The sequence below is a fragment of the Ameyamaea chiangmaiensis genome (assembly GCF_013376175.1).
Lineage (GTDB): Bacteria > Pseudomonadota > Alphaproteobacteria > Acetobacterales > Acetobacteraceae > Ameyamaea > Ameyamaea chiangmaiensis.
This window is the reverse complement of sequence record NZ_JABXXR010000194.1, coordinates 1-4,151: the sequence shown is the minus strand read 5'-3', so window position 1 is coordinate 4,151 and position 4,151 is coordinate 1. Positions and strand designations below refer to the sequence as shown.

7 protein-coding genes are annotated in these 4,151 nt (G+C 68.2%); all 7 read left to right on the top strand.

The features are described 5' to 3' along the window. Window positions 1-654, top strand: a 654-nt coding sequence (locus HUK82_RS14895) for a hypothetical protein (protein ID WP_176614700.1), incomplete at its 5' end; no start/stop codon positions are given. 115 nt (window positions 655-769) lie between these two features. Next, window positions 770-1,081 (top strand): AtpZ/AtpI family protein, encoded by a 312-nt coding sequence (locus HUK82_RS14890; RefSeq protein WP_176614699.1) that lies wholly within the window; start codon window positions 770-772, stop codon window positions 1,079-1,081. A gap of 57 nt (window positions 1,082-1,138) precedes the next feature. After that, window positions 1,139-1,888: a F0F1 ATP synthase subunit A gene (locus tag HUK82_RS14885; RefSeq protein ID WP_176614698.1), complete on the top strand. Its 750-nt coding sequence runs from the start codon at window positions 1,139-1,141 to the stop codon at window positions 1,886-1,888. Between the two features lie 50 nt (window positions 1,889-1,938). Next, window positions 1,939-2,163, top strand: coding sequence for an ATP synthase subunit C family protein (locus tag HUK82_RS14880; RefSeq protein ID WP_012224283.1), 225 nt, complete (start codon window positions 1,939-1,941; stop codon window positions 2,161-2,163). A 17-nt stretch (window positions 2,164-2,180) separates the two neighbouring features. Beyond that, a complete protein-coding gene (locus tag HUK82_RS14875) occupies window positions 2,181-2,792 on the top strand; it encodes a F0F1 ATP synthase subunit B family protein (RefSeq protein WP_264802191.1) in 612 nt (203 codons plus the stop codon). Between the two features lie 57 nt (window positions 2,793-2,849). After that, window positions 2,850-3,344: a F0F1 ATP synthase subunit B family protein gene (locus tag HUK82_RS14870; protein WP_176614701.1), complete on the top strand. Its 495-nt coding sequence runs from the start codon at window positions 2,850-2,852 to the stop codon at window positions 3,342-3,344. Between the two features lie 31 nt (window positions 3,345-3,375). Beyond that, the gene (locus tag HUK82_RS14865) at window positions 3,376-4,110 is read left to right on the top strand and encodes a glycosyltransferase family 2 protein (RefSeq protein WP_176614697.1); all 735 of its coding nucleotides are present in this window, start codon (window positions 3,376-3,378) and stop codon (window positions 4,108-4,110) included. The last annotated feature ends 41 nt before the right edge of the window (window positions 4,111-4,151 follow it).

Genomic DNA, 4,151 nt, shown 5'->3' with positions numbered 1-4,151 from the left:
CCGGTCGCGGCGCCCTCGGCGGCCGGTGCGACGGGAGCCGTGTTCGATCTGTCGCCCCTGCCGCGCGTCGGCGGGGTCGTCCGGCGCCTCGTCCCGTCGCCCACGGGCGAAGTGATGTCGATCCTGCTGACGGACAACACCCAGATCCTGGTCCCGCGCGGCCTTGGCCCTGACGTCGCCACCCATATCGTCCCCGGGGCCAGGATTTCCGCGCGGGGCCTGGTGACGGCGGACCAGCATCTCATGCGCGCATTTTCGATCGACGACGCGCACGGCCATCCGCTTCAGGACGATGCCGAGGCCGTCGCCACCCGGCCGCCGCCACCGGCCACGCCGGGCCTGGAGTTCGGCGGCCGCTACGCCCTGACCGTCTTCGATCGCAACGGCCACCCCGCCGGCCTGATCCTGGACGACGGAACGGTGGTCTATCTCTCGGCCGCCGAGATGGCGCGCAACGCCGCGTGGCTGCGCCCCGGCAGCCCGGTGGTCGCGACGGGCTCGGGGCTAGACTCCCCCTTCGGCAGAACGGTCGAGGCCTCGGCCATCGGACCCTCGCACGATGCGCTGGCCCCCGTGATACGCGCCGACGTGCCGCTGCCCGGCGCGGCACCCGGAACGGCGGCCTACGATCTGATCGCGGGCTCCGGACACTGAATCTTTCACAAGGTCGTCGGCGGACGCATCAAATCATGGCACACCCGGCCGCTTTGCTTGACAGCGCTTTACGACCCCGTTAGCAAGCGCCTGCACCCGACCAGAGGTGCGTGAAATGAACAGGAACGACTCTCGCCCCGAGCCCCCCGAAACGCCCTCGTCCTTCGATGACCGTCTGAAGGGCGCACGAGAGCGTCAGGGATTGCAGTCAGCCAGAGACACGGCCTCCGCGGACCCGCTCGATCGGGCCGGCTGGGGCATGATGCTGCGGGCCGGTACCGAGATGATCGGTGGCCTCGCGGTTGGCGTGGCCATCGGGCTGGGGCTGGATCACTGGCTGGGCACGCGCCCGCTGTTCCTGATCGTGTTCGCGTTTCTGGGTGGCGCTGCGGGTATTCTGAACGTTTGGCGGCTGGTCAAACCCTGAGCGTTCGTCGATAAAGCTGTGGGGCGCATGCCGCCCGACGTGTTTGGGAGAACGATCTTGGCGGCCGGAACGACCATCGACGCGCTCGGGCAATTCGAGCTGCACCCCGTTCTCGGCGAACTCGGGGCCACGCTGCGTTTCAGCCAGTCCCCTGCCTTGATGATCGTCGCCGTCGTTCTGGTGCTGGCCTTCCTGTATATCGGCATGCGTCCGCGCGCCGTTGTTCCGGGCCGTCTGCAGGCCGCGGCGGAAATCTGCCACGATTTCATCCACAACATGGCCGTCGACACGATCGGGCCGGAAGGCCGCGCCTTCTTTCCGTTCGTGTTCACGCTGTTCTTCTTCATTCTGGCCGGTAACTATATCGGCCTGATCCCGTTCTCGTTCGCCTTCACCAGCCACATCGCGGTCACGCTCGGCCTGGCGATTCTGGTGTTCGTGCTCGCTGTTCTGGTCTCGCTCAAGTCGCAGGGGCTGAAGTTCTTCGCGCACTTCATGCCCGACGGCGCGCCGATGGCGCTCGCCCCGCTGCTGATCCCGATCGAGATCCTGTCCTTTCTCTCCCGTCCCGTCAGCCTGTCGATCCGACTTTTCGCCAACATGGTGGCGGGGCACGTGATGCTGGAAATGTTCGCGGCCTTCACGATCATGCTCGCCGGTCTCGGCATCGCGGGCGACGTGCTGGCGGTGGGTCCGGTGGTCATCAACATCGCGCTGATGGCTCTCGAATTGCTGGTGGGTGCCTTGCAGGCCTATGTGTTTGCCATCCTCACCTGCATCTATCTGCGCGAGGCCGTGGCCCACTAAGCCCCGTTCGCGTTCCCCTAAGACGCTTCAACCTTCAAGGAAGTCACTCCATGGACATCGCTGCTGCCCGTGAAATTGGTGCTGGTATCGCCGTCATCGCTCTCGCCGGCGTTGGCATCGGTCTGGGCAACATCTTCTCGACCCTGGTCTCCAGCATCGCCCGCAACCCCGCCGCGCGTCCGCACGTGTTCGGCCTGGGCATGCTCGGCTTCGCCCTGACCGAGGCCGTGGCGCTCTACGCCCTGCTGATCGCGTTCCTGATCCTGTTCGTCTGATCATCGGAGGCAGCCCCGTGCAACGCGCGATCCTGACTCTTCGCCCGGTGGCCCGGATCGCGACGTCCGCGCTGCCGTTGGCAACGGGGCTGCTTGTGGCCGGTGCTCCGGGGGCCTACGCCGCCGGAATGCCGCAGCTTGACTTCGGCAACCCCCTGGTCATCGGACAGGTGATTTGGGGGGCGGCGATCTTCCTGGTGTTCTACCTGATCGTCAGCCGCTCGGCCCTGCCCCGGGTCAGCACGGTCATCGCCAATCGCGACACGCAGATCGCCAACGATCTCGACATCGCGCGCGATGCCAAGGCCGCCGCCGACCAGGCCGTCGAGGAACTGCGCCGTGCCCGCCACGACGCCGCCCGCGAGGCCCAGGACAACATCGAGCGCGTCATCAACGAGGCCCGCAGCGCAGCCGCGCAGCAGACCGCCGCCATGAACGCGCGCCTCGCACGTGAAATCCACGAGGCCGAGGCCCGCCTGTCCGAAGCACGCACCAAGGCCATGGGCTCTCTGCGTGACATTGCGCAGGATGCCGCCTCGACCATGGTCCGCCAACTGACTGGCATCGACGCCGACGCCGCCCGTCTGCGCACCCATGTCGATGCCGCTGCCGGCGCGCGCGGCCACTAAGACCCCGACACCCACGGACGACGGATCAAGGGAACACCCGATATGACCGGACATAGCCTGCTTCAGGAACCCCGCTTCTGGTCCGCCGTCGCGTTCGTCCTGTTTTTCCTCCTGTTCGGGCGCAAGCTCTGGACGCCGCTGGCCGCCGCTCTGGATGGCCGCGCGGCGCGCATCCGAGCCGACCTCGACGAAGCCGGCCGTCTGCGGCGCGAGGCCGAGCAGATGCTCGAGGATGCCACGCGCGAGCGTGAGCAGGCTCTGCTCGAGTCGCAGACCCTGATCGAGCATTCGCGCGTCGAGGCGGCCCGGATCGCTGAAGCGGCCCGTGCGGAGGCCGAGGCCATCGCCCGGCGCCGTGAAGAGATGGCGCGCCAGCGTATCGCCGCGTCCGAACGCGCCGCGATCCGCGATGTCCGCGAAGCCGCCGTCGAGATCGCCGTTGCAGCGGCACGCGACGCCGTTGCCGACACGCTGACGCCTGACATGCGCGCGACCCTGGTCGACCGCGCGTTGTCCGACCTGCCGTCGGCGCTGGGTCGTCGCGCCGCCTGAACCGGCGCGCGATCGCCCGATCAGACCGCGCATGAGCGACGCGCCCCTCCTGACCATCGTCATCGCCGTTCTGGACGAGGCCGAGAACATCGGCCCCGTCTGCGCGGAGCTCGCGCCCGTCCTGTCCGGGCTGCCCTCCACCGAACTGGTCTTCGTCGATGACGGCAGCACCGACGACACCTGCGCGCGCCTGATCGCCGCGCGACAAGACGTGTTGCCCTGTCCGACCCGCATCTTCAGCCACGACCGTCGGCGCGGAAAGTCCGCTGCCCTGCGTACCGGCATCGAGGCTGCGCGCGGCACATGGATCGCGACGATGGACGGCGACGGTCAGGACGATCCACGGGCCTTGGTCGACATGATGCGCGCAGCCCTTGCCCATACCGGGCGGCCGCCGCTGGTCGTCGGTGTTCGCCGCAAACGCAACGACACGCTGTCGCGCCGTCTGGCGACGCGTTTTGCCAACGGTCTGCGCCAGAGACTGCTGCGCGATGGCTGTCCCGACACCGGGGCGCCCCAGAAGCTGTTCCCCCGGGCCGATTTCCTGCGCATCCCCCAGTTCGAGGGCGTTCACCGGTTCCTGCCGGCCCTGCTGGGCACGTATGGCGTGCCGCTGCTCTGCGTCCCTGTCGTCCACCGTGGCCGACTGCACGGACAGTCGAAATACACCAATTTCAACCGCGCCCTGGTCGGCATTCGCGATCTTCTGGGCGTGATGTGGCTTCGCAACCGCACGCGCCTGCCGGGCGCGGTCACCGAACACTGACGCGGGCCGGCCGTCCCGGTCGGCGCGCGCCGATCGCAGCG